15 protein-coding genes are annotated in these 23563 nt (G+C 44.9%); 10 read left to right on the top strand and 5 right to left on the bottom strand.

Translation table 11 applies throughout. The features are described from left to right. Positions 1–35 precede the first annotated feature (35 nt). From AC58PV_RS00740 to AC58PV_RS00730, 3 genes are all read left to right on the top strand, one after another. Complete coding sequence (locus AC58PV_RS00740) at positions 36–1391, top strand: ABC transporter substrate-binding protein (protein WP_497430381.1); 1356 nt, start codon at positions 36–38, stop codon at positions 1389–1391. A gap of 172 nt (positions 1392–1563) precedes the next feature. Continuing rightward, the gene (locus AC58PV_RS00735; RefSeq protein WP_497430380.1) at positions 1564–2457 is read left to right on the top strand and encodes a carbohydrate ABC transporter permease; all 894 of its coding nucleotides are present in this window, start codon (positions 1564–1566) and stop codon (positions 2455–2457) included. A 22-nt stretch (positions 2458–2479) separates the two neighbouring features. After that, on the top strand, positions 2480–3322 hold the full coding sequence (locus AC58PV_RS00730) for a carbohydrate ABC transporter permease (protein ID WP_497430379.1): 843 nt from the start codon (positions 2480–2482) through the stop codon (positions 3320–3322). Between the two features lie 317 nt (positions 3323–3639). Here the strand turns inward: AC58PV_RS00730 and katG are convergent, their stop codons facing one another. The 3 genes from katG to AC58PV_RS00715 all read right to left on the bottom strand — a co-directional run bounded on the left by katG (position 3640) and on the right by AC58PV_RS00715 (position 9384). Then, positions 3640–5823 (bottom strand): catalase/peroxidase HPI, encoded by a 2184-nt coding sequence (gene katG, locus AC58PV_RS00725; protein WP_497430924.1) that lies wholly within the window; start codon positions 5821–5823, stop codon positions 3640–3642. Between the two features lie 198 nt (positions 5824–6021). After that, positions 6022–7578 (bottom strand): response regulator transcription factor, encoded by a 1557-nt coding sequence (locus AC58PV_RS00720; RefSeq protein WP_497430378.1) that lies wholly within the window; start codon positions 7576–7578, stop codon positions 6022–6024. A 15-nt stretch (positions 7579–7593) separates the two neighbouring features. After that, positions 7594–9384: a sensor histidine kinase gene (locus tag AC58PV_RS00715; protein WP_497430377.1), complete on the bottom strand. Its 1791-nt coding sequence runs from the start codon at positions 9382–9384 to the stop codon at positions 7594–7596. A gap of 202 nt (positions 9385–9586) precedes the next feature. On the opposite strand from AC58PV_RS00715, the gene AC58PV_RS00710 reads away from it, so the two are divergent. The 5 genes from AC58PV_RS00710 (at position 9587) to AC58PV_RS00690 (ending at position 18626) form a co-directional block, all read left to right on the top strand. Beyond that, positions 9587–11269 (top strand): type 2 periplasmic-binding domain-containing protein, encoded by a 1683-nt coding sequence (locus AC58PV_RS00710; RefSeq protein WP_497430376.1) that lies wholly within the window; start codon positions 9587–9589, stop codon positions 11267–11269. Between the two features lie 113 nt (positions 11270–11382). Next, entirely contained in the window at positions 11383–12300 is a 918-nt protein-coding gene (locus tag AC58PV_RS00705; RefSeq protein WP_497430375.1) for an ABC transporter permease, read from the top strand. Positions 12301–12307: 7 nt separating this feature from the next. Next, positions 12308–13225 (top strand): carbohydrate ABC transporter permease, encoded by a 918-nt coding sequence (locus tag AC58PV_RS00700; RefSeq protein ID WP_497430374.1) that lies wholly within the window; start codon positions 12308–12310, stop codon positions 13223–13225. A 37-nt stretch (positions 13226–13262) separates the two neighbouring features. Continuing rightward, positions 13263–17294, top strand: coding sequence for an endo-1,4-beta-xylanase (locus AC58PV_RS00695; protein ID WP_497430373.1), 4032 nt, complete (start codon positions 13263–13265; stop codon positions 17292–17294). Positions 17295–17459: 165 nt separating this feature from the next. Beyond that, entirely contained in the window at positions 17460–18626 is a 1167-nt protein-coding gene (locus tag AC58PV_RS00690) for a serine hydrolase domain-containing protein (protein WP_497430372.1), read from the top strand. A gap of 320 nt (positions 18627–18946) precedes the next feature. On the opposite strand, the gene AC58PV_RS00685 is transcribed toward AC58PV_RS00690, so the two are convergent. Together AC58PV_RS00685 and AC58PV_RS00680 are read right to left on the bottom strand one after the other, a co-directional pair. Continuing rightward, the gene (locus AC58PV_RS00685; protein ID WP_497430371.1) at positions 18947–19633 is read right to left on the bottom strand and encodes a response regulator transcription factor; all 687 of its coding nucleotides are present in this window, start codon (positions 19631–19633) and stop codon (positions 18947–18949) included. Positions 19634–19668: 35 nt separating this feature from the next. Beyond that, positions 19669–21144 (bottom strand): sensor histidine kinase, encoded by a 1476-nt coding sequence (locus AC58PV_RS00680; protein ID WP_497430370.1) that lies wholly within the window; start codon positions 21142–21144, stop codon positions 19669–19671. Positions 21145–21273: 129 nt separating this feature from the next. Here AC58PV_RS00680 and AC58PV_RS00675 point away from each other — a divergent pair, with 129 nt between their 5' ends. Both AC58PV_RS00675 and AC58PV_RS00670 read left to right on the top strand, forming a co-directional pair. Continuing rightward, positions 21274–22590: an ABC transporter substrate-binding protein gene (locus AC58PV_RS00675; protein WP_497430369.1), complete on the top strand. Its 1317-nt coding sequence runs from the start codon at positions 21274–21276 to the stop codon at positions 22588–22590. Between the two features lie 75 nt (positions 22591–22665). Beyond that, complete coding sequence (locus AC58PV_RS00670) at positions 22666–23556, top strand: carbohydrate ABC transporter permease (RefSeq protein ID WP_497430368.1); 891 nt, start codon at positions 22666–22668, stop codon at positions 23554–23556. Positions 23557–23563: the final 7 nt, after the last annotated feature.

Genomic DNA, 23563 nt, shown 5'->3' with positions numbered 1-23563 from the left:
AAATGTGGTAAAAATAAGTTGAGGGGGAATACCAGATGAAAAGGCTTTCTGTTATTGGCTTGTCAGTCGCGATGCTATCATCGTTAGCTTTGGGGGCATGTGGTAAAGCAGAAACGAACAATGGAGGGACTAGCGCAACGTCCGCTACAACAACAGCTGCTTCAACAGCTCCAGCGAAAACCGTGAATTTGAAATTCTGGGGTGGGGTACCAGAGGAAAGTGGTCCTAAAGCTGTCGTTGATAAATGGAATGCAGCTCATAAAGATATACAAGTTGAATATGTTAGATTCGTGAATGATGACCCAGGTAATACGAAGCTGGAAACAGCGCTGCTCTCTACGAATGATGCTCCGGATCTATTCGTTTCTTACAATGATGCTTTCTTGGACAGACGAATCAAATCGGGCATGGTGGAACCATTAGATGAGCTGATGAAAAAAGTTAATTTCGATGTAGATGGGGTCATTGGCTCCGATAATATTATCAAAAAAGATAATAAAATCTATTATCTGCCTGGAGCTAAAAGCTTGCAAATGATGTTCTTCAATAAAGCGATGCTCGATGCCGCAGGGGAGAAAGTTCCGACCGATTGGACATGGGATGAGTATGTGGCACTTGGGAAAAAGCTGACAAAACCAGGGCAAGTCGGGGCTTACTTGAACCCAACATGGGAGCCGATCGCGATAGATGTGCTGATTTCATCGCAGCCCACGAATTCCTATTTCGCAGCGGATGGCAGTTCCAACTTGAATAACCCGGCCTTAAAGAAAGGGTTAGAAGTCCAAAAACAATTGCTAGACGCAAAAGCGATGGTTCCTTATGCGGAAGGAATTGCCAATAAAATTCAACCGCAAGACGAACTGCTCAAAGGAAGAACCGCTATGGTATATGCGGGTACTTATTTATTCAGATATATCAAGGATGATAAGGCGTATCCGGATCGCAAGTTTAGCGTAGCTTTTGCCCCTGTACCACAGATGGAAAAAGGCAAGAATGTAAATGGCGGCGGCATGAGTGATTACATTTCCATTAATGCAAAAAGTGCAAACAAAGAAGCAGCGATGAAGTTCCTTGACTGGTACTTGAAAGAGGGCAACTTAGACATGGTTGCTGGTGGTCGTATTCCGAGTAATGCGAAGTCCGACATTAACAAAGTTGCCGATATTATTATTGCGGATAAAGGCCAATACTTCGATAAAGAGTCGTTCATGAATGTGCTTAAAGCGAATTATACGTACAAGGTAACCACGAATACAACGGCATTAGCTGAGCAACGCAAAGCCTTAATGGAAGAATCGGAGAAATACTTAATGAACGCTCAATCACTTGATAAAACGATCGAGACGATGAAGAAAAAAGCAGATGATGCCATTAAAGCCGCAACGAAATAAGCCAGGCCATACAGGAGCAGCAAGATAGTCGCTCTATATAGACCGCACCCTCAAGTTTAAGGAGGTGTGGTCTTTTTTTTATCATAGGATATCACGGTTTATGCTTACTTTATCCCATGTAGCTTGGGCAGGGGTTATTTTATACTAAATAATAAGAAGGGAGCTGCGAGCAATGAGATGGAAAGAAAAAACAAGAGAAAACGTAGCTGGTTATTTATTCATACTTCCAAATTTACTTGGATTCTGTGCGTTTATTTTACTCCCATTGGTATTTAGCCTGATATTAATATTTACGGATTGGAATTATTTGAAGGGATTGCAGGGACTCACCTATACCGGCTTGGATAATGTAATCAAATTATTTCATGATGCCATGGTGTTCAAGGCACTAACGAATAATGTTATTTTCTCAGTAGTTACCGTACCAGCGGCGATGTTGGGGGGATTGCTGTTAGCAACTATGCTGAATAAACATGTCTTTATGAAAGAAACGCTTCGTACGTTAGTATTCCTTCCCTACATGAGCAGTTTGATTGCAATCGCGGTGGTGTGGAGAGTCATGTACAACTCGTCCGAGGGCCCGATTAATAGTGTCTTAAGGTCGCTTGGCGTTAGTAATCCTCCTGGATGGTTGGCAAGTCCGGATTGGTCACTCATTGGGATTATTATTATGACTGTATGGATCTACGTCGGCTATGCGATGGTACTTTACATGGCAGGGCTGCAAGGCATCTCAAAGGATTACTATGAGGCATCCGAAATTGACGGCGCCAACGCATTGAAGCGATTCTGGCATATTACAGTGCCCTTACTTAAACCTACCAGTTTTATGATCGCCATAACACTTGTTATTGCTTCGTTTCAAGTATTTGCGTCCGTTCAAATTATGACCAATGGCGGGCCGCTCAACTCTACGTTAGTGTTAGCCCTATACATTTATACACAAGCTTTTGAGCTTAAACAGATGAGTTATGCATCAACGGTTTCGTGGCTGCTATTTATCGTCATTTTCATCGTTACGATGGTTCAATGGAAAGGCCAGAAGAAGTGGCAGGATTATTACTAGGGAGTTCTAGGAGGTGTACAGGGTGAATAGGCAAGTTCTCAATAAGCAATTGGTATTCAAAAGTGTGATGACGCTGGTATTTGCGGTCATAGCGATTGGTATGATTCTTCCATTTATTTGGATGTTATCGGGATCCTTCAAGAATAGCTCAGATTTATTCGAATATCCCATTCGTTGGATTCCGAAGACGTGGAACCTCGATAATTATAAAAGTGTATGGTCAGGTTCAGTCCCGTTCTCGATCTTCTATATCAATTCGATTAAGATTACTTTCTTGCAGGTTCTGGGTTCTATTGTAACCAGCGCGTTAGCAGGATTCGCTTTTGCCAAATTAAATTTTAAATGGAAAGAGGGGATCTTCTTAATTTATATATGCACGATGATCATTCCAGCTCAAGTGCTGTTCGTACCCAGATTCATTCTGTTCGATCAATTGAATTTAGTGAATACACATGCTGCCATTATTTTGCCAGGGATGTTTACGGTTCTGGGAACGTTTCTCATGCGTCAGTTTTTCATGACATTGCCGAACGAGCTGCTCGAGGCAAGTAAAGTCGATGGGGCAGGGTATTGGCGGATGTTCTGGCAACTCTCATTGCCTCTAACCAAGCCTGCGTTAGTGACGTTGTTGATTTTAACGTTTACGTGGCATTGGAATGAGTACGAGAATCCATTGATTTTGCTTAGAAGCAGAGATTTGTTCACGATTCCGATTGGCTTATCGAGTTTCTCGGATGAGACAGGAACGGATTACCCGCGGATCATGGCTGCTTCGGTATCCGCACTTGCTCCCCTAATTATTATCGTGGCGATCTGTCAACGATGGTTTGTTGAGGGGATTGCGAATACAGGACTCAAAGGATAAAAAAAGAAGAGGCAGTTTCAAAAGTCGATGTAGACTTATTGAAACGCCTCTTTTCGTTATTGTGCGATGTGCAAACCAGTGTTCCGCAATTTAACTGGATTTTCTCCATTTATTTGAAACGGATTTGGCAAATTCGGATGATTAACTGTATTTCCTGTAGTTAAATTTCTTCGATTGTATCGATTTTTCAATTTTCGTGGAAATTACCTGTAGTTTTTCCATCTATTCACGAAAATACCTCAAATTCGAGCACATTAGCTGTAGTTTTTACATCTAAATGCGATGCGCTAACGGAACAGCCCCTTGCTTTATAAGGATTATGATTTCAGATCATAGCGATCCGCATTCATGACCTTGACCCAGCCAGCTATGAAGTCGCGCACGAACTTTTCTTGGTTATCATCTTGGGCATACACTTCGGCAATCGCGCGAAGAATGGAGTTGGAACCGAAGACGAGGTCAACCGTCGTGGCGGATCGAACCACTTTGCCTGTCTTGCGATCGCGTCCTTCGAATATATCTTCACCAATAGGGTTCCAGTGAATGCCCATATCGAGTAAGTTCACGAAGAAGTCATTCGTGAGCAGACCGACACGGTCTGTGAATACACCATGTTTGGTGCCGCCGAAGTTCGTACCTAGAACACGCATACCGCCTACTAGAGCCGTCATTTCCGGTGCAGTCAGGTTAAGCAGGTGTGCTTTATCGACTAGGAGCTCGGCTGAGCTTACGCGATATTGTTTCTTCTGATAGTTGCGGAAACCATCAGCGACGGGCTCCAGCACAGCGAAGCTTTCTGCATCGGTTTCTTCTTCTTTTGCATCACCGCGTCCTGGTGTAAAAGGTACAGATACTTGGTAGCCTGCATCGCGTGCTGCTTTTTCCACCGCGGCACTGCCGCCAAGTACGATCAAATCCGCGAGACTAACTTCGACAGCTAGATCTTCTTGTATGCCTTCCAGAATCGTAAGCACTCTGGTCAATTGAGGTGGTTGATTCGCTTCCCATTCATTCTGTGGGGCAAGCCGAATGCGAGCGCCGTTGGCACCGCCACGCATGTCTGTACCACGGAAAGTACTAGCTGAAGCCCAAGCTGTAGTTACAAGTTCACTGACGGTAAGGCCAGAGTTTAGAATCTTAGCTTTGATATCTTCAACATCCGCGTCTGTTAATGTGTAGGCCACAGTTGGCACAGCATCTTGCCAGATCAGAACTTCTTCAGGAACTTCTGGTCCTAGATATCGGGCAAGCGGCCCCATATCCCGGTGCGTGAGTTTAAACCAAGCACGAGCGAAGGCATCTGCGAATTCGTCAGGATTCTCATAATAACGACGAGAGATTTGCTCATAAGCTGGATCCATCCGCAAGGCCATATCGGCGGTTGTCATGATCGTCTTCACGCGAATGGAAGGATCTTCAGCATCGGGTGCGAGATGCTCGTCAGCCGGATTGACGGGTGTCCATTGATGTGCGCCTGCGGGGCTCTTCGTGAGTGTCCATTCATATCCGAACAGAAGTTCAAAGAAACCATTATCCCACTGTGTCGGATTGGCTGTCCAAGCACCTTCGATACCGCTTGTAATTGTATCGCGGCCTTTGCCTGAACCGTGCGTGCTGATCCAACCTAAGCCAAGCGCTTCAACGGCAGCTCCTTCCGGTTCTGCACCTACATGCGCTGCATCGCCTGCACCATGTGCTTTACCGAAGGTATGTCCGCCAGCAACGAGCGCAACGGTTTCTTCATCGTTCATGCCCATCCGTTTGAAAGTATCGCGAATGTCGCGTGCACTGGCAAGCGGATCTGGCTTACCGTTGGGACCTTCTGGATTCACATAGATAAGTCCCATCTGAACGGCGGCTAGCGGATTCTCTAGCTCGCGATCGCCAGTGTAGCGCTTATCTCCAAGCCACTCGGTTTCTAGACCCCAGTAGATATCTTCTTCGGGGTGCCATACGTCGGCACGGCCTCCGCCGAAGCCGAATGTGCGGCCGCCCATCGATTCAATGGCTACATTGCCGGTCAGAATGAACAAGTCTGCCCAAGAGATTTTGTTGCCGTATTTCTGCTTGATCGGCCATAGGAGTCGACGCGCTTTATCTAGATTGCCGTTATCTGGCCAGCTATTCAGTGGGGCAAAACGCTGTGTGCCAGTTCCGGCGCCACCGCGTCCGTCGCCCGTACGATAGGTTCCTGCGGAGTGCCAAGCCATGCGAATAAAGAAGGGGCCGTAGTGTCCGTAATCGGCAGGCCACCAATCTTGGCTGTTCGTCATGAGATCACGAAGATCTTGTTTAAGCGCGGGGTAATCTAATTTCGCGAATTCCGTGGCATAATCAAAATCATCGCCAAGAGGGTTTGATTTGCGGTCATGCTGATGAAGAATGTTCAGATTCAGTTGATTGGGCCACCAGTTTTTATTCGTCGTACCACTAGACTTATGACTTGTAGCACTTCCATTTCCATGAGAGAACGGGCATTTTCCAGAGCTAGGAGTATCCATTGGGTTCATTTTTACCTCTCCAATTCCATTAAATTGTTTCCTAAATTATAATTATTATAATTTAATATATAATACAATCCAAGGAGAAATCAATGACTTTTTGTACATACCAAATTCATCGCTCTCTTCCTACTGGTTGTCTCTCTTATTTATATTGCTATAGATGAAAATGAATGCCATAATATTCAACTATTCGAACTAAAGTTGCCGCGGTGCCTGTAATCCTAATTTATAACCCGTTGGCGTAACGCCTACATGCTTTTCGAACTTCCCGCTGAAATAAGCAGGGTCGTTGTAACCAACTTTTTTGGCTAACTCAGCAATTTTCAAATCCGTTCGGCGCAGCAAGCGTTTTGCCTCCTCGATGCGAACTTGATGAAGATATTCATTGAAATGAATTTCTTTCTTTCTACGGAAGAGCTGTCCTAAATAAGCATGATTCATATAAAATTTGGCGGCAACATCTTTCAGAGTCATATTTTCGTGATAATGACTATTCACATAGAGCTCAATTTGATCGATAATTCCGAAATTCTGTTGGACCCGGAGGAAAGCGATCTCCGTGCCAATCTGCTGGCATGTGTCCAGAAATGTCTCGCGCTGAATACGGATCGGCGTGGTCGTACAGGTGAGATCAATGTGATTAGCCGCTTTGATAATCGGCTGAATATCGCCGTTCATTTCGGCGACATACTTCTCAATCTCAAGCAAGAAACGATATAAGTGCACCTTGATCGTATCGGGAGAAATATACTGTTCCACGAAATAAACAAAAATCGCTGTAACGATGCTTTCCATATCTTGCGGACTATTATTTTCAATAGACTCTTTCAGTCGTTGAAAGGAAGCGAGATATTCATATTGGCTTTTAAAAGGTGGAAGGAGCTTAATATCTTCATAGGCTAGAACCGTTGGGCGATTCATATACAAGGCATACACAGACGCCGCGCATGCTGCTCCGAAAGCATCGGCTAGCTGCTCTGGTGAGTGAGCAAGTGGACCGACGGAAAGAAACGCTTCTTGATCCAGGTTGTCGTGAATCGCATGAAGCAAGGCGTAGGCAAGCTGTTTTTCCTCTGTTTTACTGAGATGCGCCGACTCAGGCTGGATAAGTACCGCGATGAACCCGTCTGCGTCTATGTAAATGCGAAGGGAGGCTTCAGACAATCGGAAGGCTTCCCTCGCCGGCAGCAGAAGCTGGTGGATAGAGATGAATGAAGGTTGAATATGTTTCTGCAGCATGATCACCATGAGTAACACGGGATAGTGAGATTTTAAGGATTGGCAAAGTTCTATTCTCGTATCATGGCTAGTCGTGCTGCGAAGTAATAATTGAATGGCATTCCCAGCTTGGCTATCGACGGGTAAAGCCTGATCGATATTGAGGCTGGAGCGTATGCGCGATAGTGCAGTAATTAGCTCCTCTTTGTCCACTGGCTTAAGTAAATAATCCCGAACTTGATAGCGGATCGCTTGACGGGCATAGTCAAACTCATTAAAGCCGGTCAATACGATAACAGGTGTCTGCAAATGGTGTTCATCTCTCAAGGCTTGGATCAATTGGAGGCCATCCATTCGCGGCATGCGGATGTCGGTAATGATGACATCTGGCGTCTCCGCCAGAATGAGCTGCAAAGCCTGCTCGCCGTTTTTGGCTTTGGCGACAATGGTATAACCGTATTTCTCCCAAGGAATAAGTTGGGCTAAGCCCGCACGAATAACGGGTTCATCGTCTACGAGGAGAACTTTCAACATGTTCGTACAGCTCCTTTATTTGTCATCATAACCAAGGGTCGGATGCTTTCGGCAGAGAGGGATTTTGAGTTCTATCGCCGTAAATTCATGTTCTCTGCTATTGATGTTGAACTCAAATTGATCCTGGAAGAAAAAGGTGATTCGACGAAATACATTTTGCATGCCGATCCGATTAAGATGAGGTTCTTTGGCTCGAACGTTCTCCAATAATTGATCTAGCTTCTCTGGCTTCATTCCGATGCCATTATCTTCAATATAGAAAACCAGATAATTCCCTTCCTCATACACACGAATGGACACAAGTCCCTTCTCATCTAATCCCTGTATCCCGTGCTTAAACGCATTCTCCACAAAGGGTTGAAATACCATGGAGGGGATATAGAAGGGAAGCGTGCTCTTCTCAACTTCAAGCGAATAGTCGATTTCATCTTCAAACCGGTATTTCTGTATAGACAGAAATTCCTGGATCATGGCCAATTCTTCCTCTACGGTTACCCATTCTCGGTTGGACGTAAGGAACCTTCTGTAGGACTTCGACATGTAGCTCAAAATATCTGCTGTTTCTAGTTCCCCTTTGATAACAGATTTCATCCGAATGGTCTCCAGTACGTTGAATAAATAATGGGGATTGACTTGACTTTGCAAGGCTGTCAGCTCTGCTTGTCTACTCTCCAGTTCATAGTTCTTCTGCCGAAGTTCCGCTTCGTACACATCGTTAATCAATTGTTTGACCTTGCGGATCATCCGATTAAAGCTGTGGAACAAGAGACCAATCTCATCTTTACCGACATGCGGATACTCGATTAACGTGAAATGCTGGTTATCGACCTTATCCATATGACGGGAAAGCAATCGCGTTCGGAAGTACAATGATCTGGAAATCAGACTAATGAGAATAGTTGCAAACAACAGCATAGCTAATGCGATAAGCAAGACGTATTTCTTAGGCTGCTCTAGCGCCTTCTGGAAGACGGATTCCTCGAATACCCCGATAATGCGAAAGCCTGCCATGGAATCAAACGTCGCGAGCTCCTTACTCATTGTAAATTGTTTATCAGGAACAGAATCAGGTTGGTAAGGGGCTAAGTATTGTTGCTGCGGCAAACTCGAGTAAATCACTCTGTTCATGTCGTCGACAAGGGAGAACTTGCCCAAGGTACCTTCACTATTAAATATGTCAGCGAGGACATGATATCGAATATCAATTTTTAGTATTTTTTGATACTGTGAATACGATGTGAAATAGTTCAAATTCCGGATGACGCTGAATAGCCGCTCCCCTTCGCCAGTGACCTCCTGTCCAAAATAGAAAATATCACGTTGCGAGGCAGTAGTGTTGAAGTATTGTGTGTACCAAGGGCTGCTACGTATTGATGGTGTAATTCTGAGAACGCTTCCAGCATTGAGAACTGTCGGATTATCTGTGTAGAAGTTAATGGCGAAATGATATTGGAAATATGGGGTGACGCCCATAAGGGGAGTTCGAAAGTAGCTGCCGTAATTCAATGTATAGTCTAAATTGTCCTGATAGGTAGTATCCAGACCTTCATAGAAGCTTCGTGAAAAATAAATATTGTTGCTAAGCGCTGCGGCCTCCTTGAAGGAACGAGTCAATTGATTATCTAAACGCTCCAAAGAAAGCTCGATATTGCGGTGCTCTTCTTTTTTTACGCTTTGGGTTATTTTGGCGTAGAACAGATAGTTACTTAGCGTGATGGGCAGGAATACACAGAAAATGTAAATGAGCAGCAGCTTTTTATGGATTTTCATGTTGTTTAACCTAGTCAAACCAACGAATGCGGGCATTAGTAAACCTCCATCATGATGGGATTCCTTCATTATAAGGAGGGAACCTTTCCAATGGAAGATCTCCATCGGTATTCCAATGAAATGCTATATTATTTCGACCGATTTCTATATTCTGTCATATAGGAATGCTAAGATAATCCTACTTATAATAGGTTTAGGTTAATAACCTGCACGATACAACCATAAGGAGTGAGTCCGAATGAAGGTTTTCAGGAAAGCGGCTTCAATATCGCTAGTCGCTGCATTAGCCCTGACTGCTGCAGCATGCAGCGCTGGGGAATCGAAACCAAGCAGTACTGATTCAGGGGGCAACACAAATACGAATACGAATACGAAAGCGGAACCAAAAGAATTTAGTGTATTTATTAATCGTTCCTTACCCGACTACCCAGGGTCCACTCGCGTAGGTGACATGATTGACAAAGAGACCAATGTCAAGTTAAAGCGGGAATACCTTGTCGGTGATTTGGATACCAAGATCGGTGTCATGATCGCGTCTGGGCATTATCCAGATCTGATGGACGGAGGGCCGTCTACATCCAAGCTGCTTAGTGCAGGCGCTTACATTCCGCTCGATGAGTTAGTGGATAAATACGCTCCGAATTTGAAAAAGTTATACAATGCGCGCTGGAATAAGCTGAAACAACCGGATGGTAAGGTCTATTTCCTCCCAGGATGGGTCCCATACGAAGAGGGCGATAAAGCGCCTTTGCTCGGAACTCCCCAAACGGGATTTTGGATTCAGAAAGCCGTACTGAAGGAGTTTAATTATCCGAAGATTAAGACGCTTGATGAATACTTTGATCTAATCGAAAAGTATGCCAAGAAGTATCCAGAAATTGAAGGCGGCAAAACGATTGGTTTTGAAGGCATTATGGAAGGCTCGCGTAAACATGATTTGGTTAACCCGTCGTTCTTCCTCGCTGGTTATCCGAATGACGGTGCTGGGATTGCCAACAAGGTGGATGGCGGCTTCAAGGTAGATACTTTCCAGGATAAAGATATGTCGAAGCGTTACTATAAGAAATTAAATGAAATCAACGCCAAGAAGTTGTTGGATCAAGAAATGTTCATCATGAACTACGATCAATACATTGCAAAGCTTACTTCAGGCAGAGTACTTGGTTTACACGACCAGCGTTTCCAGATAGGCAAAGCCATTGATATTCTGGATAAGGAGAAACCGGAGCGTTCTTACGTGCCGTTGCCACTCGTTTACGATACCAGCATCAAAGAGCAGTATACGCCGCCACTTGGGATGTCAACATCGGCCGGTATGGGCATTTCCAAGAATGCCAAAGATCCTGTTGCCATTATTAAATACCTGGATTATCTTGCTAAACAAGACACACAGAATTTAATTTCCTGGGGCGTGAAGGATGTTGATTATAAAGTTAACGAGAAGGGCCGGTTCTATAGGACTCCTGAAATGATTGCTAACTTTAAGAATCCGGAGTACAAGAAGCAGTGGGGCGGAGATTACTTCCTAGGGCTGCCAATTTCGGTCGGATACTGGGCAGATGGGAATGCAGCACGCGCTGACAATCAGGCAGAACTGCTAACGGCTACGTACAATGACATCGATAAAGAAATCATTAAGGCATACGGAATTTCATCGTACAATGATCTTTTTGCAAAACCCGAAGTACGCAAGTATTTCCCGCTGTATGATATCGTTCTAGAAAAAGGCGGTAAAGGTGAGTTAACGAAACAGAAGATCGATGATTTATTGACCTCTTACATTCCTAAACTGATCATGTCGAATCCAGCTGACTACGACAAAGTATGGGAAGAATATACAGGGAAATTCAAGGCTTTGGATACCAAATCGTATATCGATGAACTTCAGAAATCAGTTGATTTCCGCATGAAGAATTGGTAATTATTGGGATTTAGAGGGATTTGACGCCAGTAGAGTTCCTCTCTCCTCCATGCCAGATAGGCGCCCTACAGATAAAGAGAACGACACGAACAAGCGGATAGGAGAGGTTCAACATGCTGCAAAAAACATTTACTCAGCGTCTATGGCGGCAAAAAGTCCTGGTGCTTATGTCGGTCCCGCTTTTGATTCATCTACTGATATTTAAGTATATGCCCTTATGGGGTTGGTCAATGGCCTTCCAGGAATATGTGCCAGGTAAAAGCTTTTTCCAACAAAAGTGGGTCGGATTGGAGCAATTCAAGCGCATTTTCACAGATGAGTTGTTCTATCAGGTTCTTCGCAATACGTTGGCTATGAGCGCCATCAATATAACATTCAGCTTCGTTACGGCGATCGGGTTGGCGGTTTTATTAAATGAGGTAAGAGTGACATGGTTTAAAAGAACGGTGCAGACGATCTCCTATTTGCCTTATTTTATCTCATGGGTAGTTGCTGCCAATATCATTATGGTTATGCTCTCGTCTGACAACGGGATCGTTAATATGCTGTTACTGAAGCTGGGTGTGATCGATTCTTCTCAGATGTGGTTGGGGAAACCGGAGCTGTTCTGGTGGATCATTGGGTTTGCTAATGTGTGGAAAAATGTAGGGTGGAACGCCATCATCTATCTGGCGGCAATCTCTGCGATTGAACCACATCTCTATGAATCTGCCGAAATCGATGGAGCCAATCGCTTACAGAAGATTCGTTATATCACGCTGCCGGGGATAAAGCCAACCATCGTGATCCTGCTTATTATGAGCATTGGTCACGTGATGCAAGCTGGTTTTGAACAGCAGTATCTGCTCGGCAACAGTCTGGTTAAGGATAAGTCGATGGTCTTCGATATCTTTGTATTGGAGTACGGCATACGCTTATCGCGTTATTCTTTTGCAGCAGCAGCAGGTATTTTCAATAGTGTCGTCAGTATATGCATGCTCTTAATGGCCAACTACATTGCAGGTAAAATGGGCGAAGAACGAATTATATAAGGTGGGAATGAGGATGCACCGTACAAAAAACCTGTTAACAGGCAGTAATCTGTTTGACATTACCAATACGATTATTTTGAGCTTATTGTTAGTTCTTACGTTATACCCGTTTCTAAACGTTATCGCACTATCGCTTAATGATGCAACGGACAGTATGAAGGGCGGCATCTATTTGTTGCCCAGAAAGTTTACGTTATTTAATTATAAGGATCTGATTGGAGATTCCCATATTTGGCATGCAGGCATGATCTCCCTCCTGCGGACGGTGATTGCTGTCGTATCGGGTGTCTTTCTAACCGCGATGGTTGCGTATACGATCAGCCGGAAGGATTATATTCTGCGCAAATTCATTACGATGGCCTATGTCTTCACCATGTATATCGATGGTGGACTTATTCCTACCTACTTCCTCATTCGGGATGTTGGTTTGGTTAATAACTTTGCCGTGTATGTACTTCCAGGTATCGTAACCGCCTTTAATCTCTTGGTAATCAGGACGTATATTCATTCCTTGCCGGAGAGTTTAAATGAATCAGCCAAAATAGACGGAGCGGGTGACTTTCGCATTTTTGTGCAAATCATATTTCCGCTGTGTATGCCTGTACTTGCTACAATCGCGCTTTTCATTGCTGTTGCACAGTGGAACGCATGGTTCGATACGTTTCTATACGCATCCAACAATCCCAATCTAAGTACGCTGCAGTATGAGCTCATGAAGATTTTGCAGTCAGCGAATCAACAAGTGACGGGAACAATGGAGCAATCTTTACAAGATGCTTCAGCGGGCCAAACCGAGCATGCGGTTACACCAGGATCTATTCGAGCGACAATGACCGTTGTGTCCAGTTTGCCAATCATTCTCGTGTATCCTTTCTTGCAGCGCTATTTCGTCAAAGGCCTTACCCTTGGCGGTGTGAAAGGATAGATGTCTCAATAACATGAATAGGAATATAGGAGGAGTAATGATGTTTTCAGGTAAAATGAAAGGTCTCCAACTCATCTTGTTTATTACCTTCATAATGGTTTTGTCGCTCCTACATCCGTTAATAGGAAATGCGGCTATAGATCCAACAGTGCCCTCAGGGCAAATTGCGTCAAACCTGTTTACGAACCCTGACTTCGAGTCTGGAGCAGTGAATGGATGGACAGCGCGTGGAAATTCAACGCTTACAGCCAGCAATGATGCTCACACCGGAAATTACAGCATGAAGGTAGTACGTACAGCTGCGTTTCGCGGTGTGCAGCAATCCGTATACGGCAAGATGAACGTAGGCAGTGAATATGACATTAGTATTTGGGTCAAAGTAGATGGGGCTGGTGCCGGGAAGGAGATCCGGCTTACGCTGGATAAGAGCATTGATGGGGGCACGAAGCCCAGTGTGTTCAAGGGAGTTGGATCTGCCAAGAATTTGGTAGCCGGTCAATGGACGCAAATTCAAGCAACCTACAAGGTATTGGAGGAAGCTTCAGGAGCGATTACGAACTTAACGCTGTATTTGGAATCCGCAACCGATGCCTTCGATATCTATGTAGATGATGCGGTTCTTTTGGAAAAGCCTAATGAATTGATCTCTAATCCGGGTATGGAGGTCGGGGTCAGCCCTTGGCAAATACGGGGCAGCGGGGTCGTTCTCCAAGCAGTCTATGCACCACAACCTGTCTATAATGGTACGAAAAGTCTCTTGGTTTCAGGTCGCAGTGCGAACTGGAAAGGCGTCATGCAGCCGATGATAAGTAAGTTAGTCAAGGGGAAGACCTACCTGGTGTCAGCTTGGGTAAGACTTCCGGAGGGGAAGGAAGAGAAGATTAGTTTAAGTCTCCAGAAGGTCATTACGGGCGTAACTTCCTACCAAGGTGTTGCTTCTGTAACGGCAAAAGGTGGGGAGTGGAAGCAAATCTCTGGTGCATTCACGTTGGATTATAGCGGTACATTGACGTCGCTGGATCTTTATTTCGAGTCGGCGAGTACGGGGACTGATTTCTACTTGGATGATGTCAGCGTCCTGGAGAAAGTGCTTCCTCCTAAGGTTGTCGAAACCAATATCCCTTCGTTGAAGGATGTTTTTGCGGCTGACTTCCCTATTGGCGTTGCTTTACCACCAGATTATTTGAATGGTGATGTACACAGTGATTTGGTTAAGAAGCATTTCAATAGCATCACTGCTGAGAATTCCATGAAACCATCTTATCTGCAGCCTACAGAAGGGGTATTTACTTTTGATACGGCCGATAAATATGTGAATTTCGCACAAGCGAACGGGATGAAAGTACGCGGGCATACCTTAGTCTGGCATCAAGGGGTAGGCAATTGGATGTTTGTCGATGCATTAGGCCAACCTGCAACCAAAGAATTGCTATATGCGCGATTAGAAAACCACATTAAAACGATCGTTGAGCGGTATAAAGGCAAGATTTATGCCTGGGATGTAGTAAATGAAGCTATCGACGCCAGTCAGCCAGATGGATTCCGCAGAACGAATTGGTACAATATCGCGGGGCCGGAGTTTATTGAGAAAGCGTTTCAATATGCGCATGAAGCTGATCCAGATGCCAAGTTATTCTATAATGAATTCGGCATATTTGAATCAACAGCTAAGCTTGATTTCACCATCAGCATGATTCAGAACCTGCAAGCTAAAGGCATCCATATTGATGGAATCGGCGTGCAAACGCATAATACGATTTATATTCCGGATAAAGATACGGTAGATCGTACATTGGCGAAGCTAGCCGCACTTGGCATTGATATTCAGATTACCGAGATGGATATGTCCATCTACAAAAATGCTACTGAAAAGTATGATGCTGTCACCGATAAGCAGATCGTGGACGCATTGCTCATTCAGCAAGCGTATCAATACAAAGACATGTTCGAAGTATTCAATAAGTATAAAGCGAATATTACAGGAATTACGTTTTGGGGATTGGCTGATGATCGTACTTGGTTAGACAGCACGCCAGGTAATCGTAAGGATCTTCCCTTGCTTTTCGATGAATCGTTAAGAGCGAAGTCAGCTTATTGGGCGTTGGTAGATCCAAGTAAGCTGCCAGTACGCATTCAAGCGATTCATGCTGAGCAAAGTGAGGCGTTAACGATTGATGCTGCAGGACTAACTAATCCAGTGTGGGATTATATGACACCTGTAAGCGTTACAGGCAGCGCGTATACACAAGCTTCTTTCAAAACGCTATGGCATGACAATGCCTTGTATGTCAAAGTAGAAGTAGAGGATAGTACCGTAAGTGCAACGGATGCAGTGAAGTTATTCGTAGATGGAAATAACGGCAGAAAGCCGATATATGATCAGGACGATCATGCGTATACGTATAGCAGGCTGCAAGCTCAAGGGACTGACAGCTATTTGCAGGAGGCAGCAAGCGGTTATCAAGGGATCTTCCGATTGCCATTAGATAGCTCCTTACCTGCTGTAGGTAAAAACATAGGGTTTGATGTTAGCGTAACCAATGGAACAGACGCGATTCATTGGAATGACACATCGGGAGGGCAAGCGGTCACGATGGCTAACGTGGGGTTGTTGAAGTTTACCACGGCCTCTTTATATGCAGAATCCAGAAAAGGTACACCAATTATTGACGGAGAGATTGACTCAAGCTGGAATGAGAGCAGTATTCAGACGACCGAGCGGTACTCGACCTCTTCAACCGCACAAGGGGCTAAAGGAAAATTCCGTACCCAGTGGGACGATCAGTATTTATACGTGTTGGTTGAAGTGGATGACCCGGTGTTAAGCGCAACGAATGCTCAGACTCACTTACAAGATTCTGTCGAATTATTCATTGATGAGAATAATCACAAAAGCAGCCTGTACGAGAATGATGATGCACAAATTCGCTTCAATTACTTGAATCAAATCAGTTCACGAGGGACATTCCTCAGAGATCAGCTGCAATCGGTTACCAAGACGGTATACGGAACAGACAATAGTATCCTTGGGTACCGGCTAGAAGCTGCAATCCGTTGGAATAAAATTACTCCGGTGAAAGGTCATGTTATGGGCTTCGATGTTCAGGTTAATGATGATCCTGGCATTGGAACAAGAAATAGCGTGGCTATGTGGAACAATTCGACTGACTCGGGTTGGGTGGACACATCTGGCTTTGGCGTTATCCGATTAGTAGAAGGAGCAGTCACTGTTGAGACACCGGTTGCCGTGTTGACGGGCGGCGCTCAGGTGCAAACAGGTGAAACCTACACGCTTGACTACGAATTAAAGGGAGCACGCAATGTGTCAGCGCAGGATGTAACGCTAACTTATGATAATCAGGTATTTACATTGATTGACGCACAGCCACTTGCAGCAAACACGGTTATCTTGAACCAGACTTCGAGCACTCCAGCGGGTATCGAGAGGTTCCTCTTGGCGACAACCGACGCTAACCACGCATTAAATGGCGATGTGTCCGTATTGCGCTTTACTTTCACAACGAATACCACGGCGAGCGGGGCTACAATTGGGATTGGTCCCATCCTACTAGCAGACGGAGCCGGGAATGAAAGGCAAGTTGCTCCGATCGCACAAACAGTCAACGTTACGGCAATACTGAATAAAACAATTCTCGAGGCTGCGCTGCACAATGCCCAAGATTTGATTGCCGGAGCAGTGGAGGGCTATTCGAATGGCCAGTATATCACGGGGGCGAAATCAGCGTTGCAAGCGGTCATTGCCGCTGCGGAAGTTACTTTGGGTAAACCAGATGTTACGCAAGCCGAATTGGATCAGGCAGTCGTACAAATTAGCCAAGCTGTTGCCTTGTTCACAAGTAAACTCATCACGGCTAGTACAGGGGACATTGCTGGCATAGGTGGACTTCCGGATGGCAAAATCAGCGTAGCTGACTTAGGATTCGTCGCTTATCACTTTGGAGCTTCTTCGACAAGTGCTAACTGGGCGGAGGTAAGTAAAGCTGATATTGATAAGAACGGCGTGATTGATGTTTATGATCTTACTTTTGTGGCTAAGAGAGTAGTGTAATGGGATTGGTTTTAAGCCTTACGAGAAATCGTAGGGCTTTTTCCTGTATCCGAATGAAAGCCAGATTTATGAGATTTTAAATTTGTACCCATAATTAAAAACAGCTAGAATGAAAAATATGATCTGAACGTAACAGAAACAGAAAAAGACCGGAGGAATAGCAAAATGACCCCAAACAAGCGATTAAATGAACGATTGACGCCACTTCTAAGCCGAATTCTAGAAAAGGGACCAGTAGGCTGTGCCTGTACGGTTGTGCAGCGGGGAGAAGTCATCTACAACGAAACCCTAGGTTATGCGGATTTGGAGCGGAAGAAGGAGATCACGCCAGATACGATCTACCGGATCTATTCCATGACGAAGGTTATTACTTGTGTAGCGGCTCTGATGCTGTATGAGAAAGGTCTGTATCTGCTTAACGATCCATTGGAATCATATTTGCCTGCATTTAAAAATTTACAGACATTCCGTGATAACGGGAATGGTACGAAGTCATTATCGTCTGTGAGCAGTCCGATTCTAATTAAGGATCTCTTCACGATGACCTCCGGGCTTACCTATCCTGGGGATGGGACGGAAACCGAAAGACAAACCCGTTCCCTGCTGGAGAAGGTGAAAAGAGAGGAGCTAGACATGCAGACGTTAGCAGGCGGATTGGCGTCCATTCCGCTGGAATTCGACCCCGGCACGCGCTGGAAATATGGTTTCAGTCATGATGTGCTGACGGCATTCATCGAAGTGTTGACAGGGCAAACCATTGGAGAGTTTCTCCAAAAGGAAATTTTGGGTCCGTTAGGGATGATTGATACCTCATTCCGGATACCGGAAGATAAGCGGGATCGTCTATGCACCATCTACGATCGTCCAGAAGACGGGGCGCTTGCACCTAATACGAAGACGGACGCCAGCTATCAACCTGGAAGTCGCTACGAGAGCGGTGGAGGCGGATTACTCTCGACCATCGGGGATTACAGCCGGTTTGCCCAGCTGCTCGCGAGTGGCGGGGAGCATGAAGGGGTGCGGCTTCTAAGTTCGAAAACGATTCAATTGATGGCGACCAATCATCTAAATTCGCAGCAACTGAAGGATTTCAACTGGCCGCAAATGCGTGGGTATGGCTACGGTTTAGGCGTTCGCGTCATGATGGATCCCGCTGCAGGCGGCATCAACAGCTCCATTGGTGAATTCGGTTGGACTGGTCTAGCTGGATCGTACATGCTGGTCGATCCAAAGGAAGAGCTGTCCGTCGTGTACATGCAGCAGTTGCTGCCGAGCCAGGAGCCCTTTATACATCCGCGACTGCGAGCTGTGATTTATGGGGCGTTAGCGTAGGTGCGACTGGATTAAAATGCAGAGCTAGCCTTGATGGCCGTCCGCTAGCGCACAAATCTTGTGCGCAAGTTGAGCGCCCAGGCCGCCCAGCGCCCGCTTGTCTATGCTCCCGGCAAATAGATGGATTTTATGCAGTTAAATCACTCGATTCTCTGAGAAAACACAAGATAGATGGAAAAACTGCAGTTAATTTCAACCATATTATTCTATTTAAACCAAATGGGAGGAATTAACTGCATATTTTCCATCTAAATCGAATTTTCGCAGATAATTGTAGTAAATAGATGTACTTTTTCCATTTCATGCACTACTCCGTTCACCTACAGCTTCTTCATAACCTCGAAAATGCGCAAATCGTTAATCGTTTGAATCACCATCGCGGAATCGGCCATTTGAAATTTCTTGAGAATGGAGTTGATCTGCTTCTTGATTGTTTCATACTCGACGCAGCGTTCCTCGGCAATTTGCTTCCTTTTCTTTCCTTCGCACAGCAGCCTCAAGACCTGTAATTCGCTCGGCGTAAGCTCCGAAATAATTTGAATAATATTCAGCAGGGAGCTCTCCACTCGCTTCACGCGTGCAAATTCTTCGCGTATCTTCTCGGCGATCATAGGGCGGATTGGCGATGCATTCATATAGGCGGAGCGCACGGCTTCCATGATTTCAATGTCAGCAGCATTTTTGAGCAAATAGTCCGTAATGCCTGTCTGGAAGGCGGCAAAAATAAAATTCTCATCCTTGTGCACAGTGAGTACAATAACTTTCATGCTTGGGTATTTCTCGTTAATTACTTTGGCTGCTTGAATACCTGCAAATTGAGATTCCATCTCGATGTCCATGAGAATCACGTCCGGTTGGTGAAGGGCTGCTTGAATAACGGCATCATGTCCCGATGAAGCTCGCGCCACACAGGCGAAATCATCATGTTTGGCGAAAGTCCTTTCCAGCCTTCTGATGTGGGCTTCCATGTCATCAGCAATGAGAATACGGATAGGTTGTTGTGTCATAATGAGGGATCCCCTTTCGTCAGCTGTCCGGCTATTTAGATCATGGGCAGGAACACCGTAAAGGTCGTTCCAACGTCTTTCTTGCTTTCGACGACAATTTTGCCATCGTGGCCTAGGATGATTTTGTGGCAGTAGGACAAGCCGATCCCCCAGTTATTTACAGAAGCTTTCGTGGTGAAAAAAGGATCGAAAATGGCCTCCAGATGCTCCTCGGGAACGCCAGGTCCGTTATCGGCAATACGAATGAGCGCCCAGCCATTTTGCTGGCTCCGCTCGATAACAATCCGCCCATCATTGCGGAACTGCAGGGATTCACTGGCATTGAGGAGCAAGTTATAGATGGCTTCGGTCAAATGACCGGAATCAATATAGCTTGTAGCGGGTAGTGCACCAGGCGAATAGTCGACTATGCAGCTGCTCGTTTGTTCATTTAACCGAGCAATAGCTTGTTCTACTGGAGAATCAATGGACATCGGCTGGAGATTCAGGTTCATATTTTTTAATTTATCGGCAGCATCGTTAATACTAGTGAGCGCCGACTGCGACGATTGCAAGATGAGATCAAGACTGTAGACCGACTCGCTGTCCGCTTCATGACGCTCTTTGAGATAGGCCGCTTCGGACTGTATGCCGATCAAATGATTTTTGAGAGCATGCGTAAAAGCGCGCGTTCCGAGCGTGGCCGTGTCGATGCTTTTATTAATTTGAATATCGCGGTTCTTGCGGTAATTCTCAATGGCGTTAAATTTGTATACCAAATAAATCATCAAGACGAGTGTTAAATAAATGGCAAATGGAAACACAGGAAGTAAGATGGACTGATAGCCAAGAGGTGGCTGCAGATAGTTGAAATAGCCTTTCAAATACGTTTCCTTGACCAATACTTTCGGGGCCCATGAGAAAATAAATATATGGATGACGACGAGCGGAATAAAAAGCAGAACATGATACAAGGTTAAATTTTTGATAAATCTAATTTTCGGATAATTCAAATAATAGTTGATGAGCACGCCAAAAGCAACAATAAGTATGAGGTAGCGCAGGCTCATTAAGATAATTTCGATCGTATGTAAGAACAGCAGACTGTCGATCCAATGACTGAGTGCAATATGAAAGGCAGGATCATAATACGCTGTCTCGATGATAAAGAAGAGGGAAATGCCACCATAAACAAACCGCTGCTTGGATAGGCTGAGACTACGGGTGAAGGCAATAGCAAAGCCAAGAAGTGAGCAGTAAAACAGCCCGACGCCAACGTTCAACATGCGAATGAGCCAATTAGGGTTAAACTTGGTTAGAACCAAGTAGTTCCATGTGCCAGGGCTGAAATCAAAGAAGCTGTGTATGACATTGAAGTAGTAATTGAACTTACTCAAGTACAAGGTGAAGGCTACGAATGAAAGCACCCAGCCGATGATAATGCCGTACATGAAGCGGGTGGACGCATGGTTTAACTTTTTATACGTGAACAAAATGGTGAAAATTAATAGGACGAGCGTAACGAATAGCATCGGATCACTTCCTTCTCTTCCGCCAAAAAGGGGGAATAAAACATTCATCTGTCAGGCGACGTGGCATCTACGTATAATTCAAATTAAGAAAACGCAAACAAATCATATCAAAAAAAGGGTGAGTGTCCAATGAAAAAAAGTTTGAAGCTGAGTGTGACTGGCACATTGCTGATGGGATTGCTGGCAGGATGCGGTTCCGCTGGGACAACGTCGGGAGATAAAAGTACCACTTCCCCAGAGGCCAAAGCGACACAAGTCAATTTGAAAGCAACTGTACTGCCGGATGATTTGGAAACGTTTAAAACGGCTTATGCCGAATTTAGCAAAGAGAACCCGAATATTGCGGTGCAATTCGAAACCATTCCTCAAGCACAGTATTACGAGAAGCTTCGCATGCAGCTGTCCTCGGGTGAGAATATGGATTTGTTCGGCGGTACGATGGACGTGTTCTTGGATACTGGTATTCTAGAGCCGTTAGATGATTATGTCAAAAAGGCGAACGTGGATGTATCCGGATTTGGCCCGTTATACGATGCGTTAAAAGTCAACGACAAAGTATACGGACTTCCGTATCGGAAATCCAACTGGATGTTGTTCTATAACAAAACCTTGTTCGACCAAGCAGGCGTTGCTTATCCGAAAGCGGATATGACCTGGAACGATTTCCGTGACTTGGCGAAGAAGATGACGAAAGGCGAAGGCACGAATAAAGTGTATGGCGCATTCGTACATCCATGGGCACAAACGTGGTATATGCAAGGTGTTCAAACAGGCGCTTCCATTATCGATAAAGATTTGTCCGTGTTCAAGAAGGGTCTTCAATTCCGCATGGATATGGAAAAAGACGGCTCGATCATGGGCTGGGCTGAACAAATTACAACGTCCGCTCATTACAACGCAGCTTTCCAAAAAGGAAACATCGCGATGAACCTTATTGGGGATTGGCATGTGGCACAGCTTAGACAAGCAGAAACAGAGAAGAAAATCAGCTTCGATTGGGACGTAGTGCCGGTTCCACACCCAGAAGGCGTAGCTGCTAATACAAGCTTAGCAACACCAGTGTCTTTGATGGTTAGTAAAAATTCCAAGCACAAAGAAGAAGCGTTCAAAGTGGTGCAATTCATGACGGGTGTGAAAGGCGCGAAGCAATTTGCGGCAAAAGGCTTCCTTACAGGGTATATCAACGATGATATTCGTAAGACTTACATCGGCGACGGCAGCTTGAAACCTAAGAACATCCATTATTTCGTGGAACAAAAAGAATATCCGGAATATCCGCTGCTGCCTGGTGTGAAAAACATTCTAGTGAACAGTGTCTACAAGCAAGAAGGCGAAATGGCATTAACAGGTGCTCAAACGGTTGATCAAGCGATTCAAAAAATCGGTCAGCGTGTTGCTTCGGAATGGGCGGATAAATATGCCAAGGAATACAAAGCAGGCAAGTAATAAGTCATAGAACAGAAACAGTCGGGCTTCACCGAATGAAGGTGGGGCTCGATTGCTTCAATAGGGGTGGGGTATATGAAGGTTACAAGCAAAGCATTACGACGTAATCGGTTGACAGGGTATACATTTTTGCTTCCCAATATACTTGGATTTTTAATTTTCATTTGCTTGCCAGTGTGTGCTTCCTTCCTCATGAGCTTCACAGAATGGAATGGATTTGGCGAAATTAAATGGGCTGGACTATCGAATTATATCAACTTATGGGGCGATGAAACGTTCCGTATTTCCCTGCTTAACAGTTTAATTATGACAGCTGTTTCCGTACCAGTGACATTGTTCCTAGCGATTTTGGCAGCAGTCGCCCTCAACAAAGGCTTGAGAGGCGTTAAAATATTCCGAACGGCGATTTTCCTGCCGCACATTACAGCAACGATTGCTGTAGCGGTCGTGTGGCAATTGCTTTATAACCCGACCATGGGGCCCATTAATGGAATCCTCAGAAGTATTGGGATAGATAATCCACCAATGTGGCTCGCTTCGACGCAGTGGGCGCTGGTTTCCGTCATTATCGTTAGTATCTGGCATTCGATTGGTTACTACATGGTACTTTACTTAGCAGGTTTACAAGGGATTCCTAAAGATCTGTATGAAGCAGCTGAAATTGACGGTGCAGGTAAAGTCGCACAATTCCGTAAAATTACGATACCGATGCTGTCTCCTGTCATTTTCTTTACGATAATAATGGGCATCATCAATTCCTTCAAAGTATTCGATCTCGTGTTCGTCCTGACCAAAGGAGGACCTGGTCGTTCAACGCATATGTTGGTTTACGACATCTATTACACAGCATTTCAACGCTTTGAATACGGTTACGCATCGGCGATGGCTTATGTATTATTCACGATTATTCTCATTATTACGTTGATTCAATTTAGAGGACAAAAACGTTGGGTGAACTATTCCTAACAAGCTA

The sequence above is a fragment of the Paenibacillus sp. J22FR83 genome (genome assembly GCF_059691955.1).
Note: the sequence above shows the minus strand (reverse complement) of the source record. Positions and strands in the feature narration are given on the sequence as shown.

What these genes read in the sequence shown, in the direction of transcription:
- katG (WP_497430924.1), bottom strand. Translation starts at nt 5,823, where the DNA reads ATGGATACTCCTAGCTCTGGAAAATGCCCGTTCTCTCATGGAAATGGA.
- AC58PV_RS00705 (WP_497430375.1), top strand. Translation starts at nt 11,383, where the DNA reads ATGCTGCAAAAAACATTTACTCAGCGTCTATGGCGGCAAAAAGTCCTG.
- AC58PV_RS00710 (WP_497430376.1), top strand. Translation starts at nt 9,587, where the DNA reads ATGAAGGTTTTCAGGAAAGCGGCTTCAATATCGCTAGTCGCTGCATTA.
- AC58PV_RS00715 (WP_497430377.1), bottom strand. Translation starts at nt 9,384, where the DNA reads ATGCCCGCATTCGTTGGTTTGACTAGGTTAAACAACATGAAAATCCAT.
- AC58PV_RS00675 (WP_497430369.1), top strand. Translation starts at nt 21,274, where the DNA reads ATGAAAAAAAGTTTGAAGCTGAGTGTGACTGGCACATTGCTGATGGGA.
- AC58PV_RS00690 (WP_497430372.1), top strand. Translation starts at nt 17,460, where the DNA reads ATGACCCCAAACAAGCGATTAAATGAACGATTGACGCCACTTCTAAGC.
- AC58PV_RS00720 (WP_497430378.1), bottom strand. Translation starts at nt 7,578, where the DNA reads ATGTTGAAAGTTCTCCTCGTAGACGATGAACCCGTTATTCGTGCGGGC.
- AC58PV_RS00700 (WP_497430374.1), top strand. Translation starts at nt 12,308, where the DNA reads ATGAGGATGCACCGTACAAAAAACCTGTTAACAGGCAGTAATCTGTTT.
- AC58PV_RS00670 (WP_497430368.1), top strand. Translation starts at nt 22,666, where the DNA reads ATGAAGGTTACAAGCAAAGCATTACGACGTAATCGGTTGACAGGGTAT.
- AC58PV_RS00685 (WP_497430371.1), bottom strand. Translation starts at nt 19,633, where the DNA reads ATGACACAACAACCTATCCGTATTCTCATTGCTGATGACATGGAAGCC.
- AC58PV_RS00740 (WP_497430381.1), top strand. Translation starts at nt 36, where the DNA reads ATGAAAAGGCTTTCTGTTATTGGCTTGTCAGTCGCGATGCTATCATCG.
- AC58PV_RS00695 (WP_497430373.1), top strand. Translation starts at nt 13,263, where the DNA reads ATGATGTTTTCAGGTAAAATGAAAGGTCTCCAACTCATCTTGTTTATT.
- AC58PV_RS00735 (WP_497430380.1), top strand. Translation starts at nt 1,564, where the DNA reads ATGAGATGGAAAGAAAAAACAAGAGAAAACGTAGCTGGTTATTTATTC.
- AC58PV_RS00680 (WP_497430370.1), bottom strand. Translation starts at nt 21,144, where the DNA reads ATGCTATTCGTTACGCTCGTCCTATTAATTTTCACCATTTTGTTCACG.